This window comes from Herbiconiux daphne (genome assembly GCF_024979295.1).
GTDB classification, from domain to species: domain Bacteria; phylum Actinomycetota; class Actinomycetes; order Actinomycetales; family Microbacteriaceae; genus Herbiconiux; species Herbiconiux daphnes.
The window spans coordinates 1-570 of sequence record NZ_JANLCJ010000635.1; the positions used below are offsets into that span (position 1 = coordinate 1).

Sequence of the window (570 nt, forward strand, 5' to 3'; positions counted from 1 at the left end):
GAACTACTCCCTGTCCTGGTGGCTTATCCATGTCTGTACCAGCATAGTTAGTATCACCAACAACACCTCGTGAAGCAATAATACTGTTTATATTCCATTTGTATGGGGTAGCTGTTGTATTTTTACCAATAGCACAAACTAATGAATGTTTCAATAATAATGGATTCTTACTTTTATTAGTAATCTTGATGCTAGGTCCATCATTATTTACTACTACATCTACTTTGTTGTGATCAAATACAGATACAGGTTTAATGGCTTGTCCTTTTACAGTTAGCGACCAGTTACCTCCACCAGCTTTGGTTAGTGTAACAGCTTTTCCATCTCCAGAATGTATTACACTAGCATATCCAACTGGGGCAAGATATGTAGATTTAGATTCCACATATTCTCGAGCATCAGTAACCGTTACACTTGTAGCATCAGATACCCATTTTGCAATAACAATATCATAACGAACTCCTGAGTTAAGAATGTCTTCTTTAACTGGAGCTGTTGTAATATTGAGAACCTGAACTTGATTTAATAGATATTGATATGATCCATCATCTATCTGCCCAACCGAATCGT

1 protein-coding gene is annotated in these 570 nt (G+C 36.5%); it reads right to left on the minus strand.

The window, feature by feature from the left end; genetic code table 11:
* Positions 1 to 570 (minus strand): hypothetical protein (locus N1032_RS26875; protein ID WP_259543738.1); only part of this gene is annotated, 570 nt, incomplete at both ends.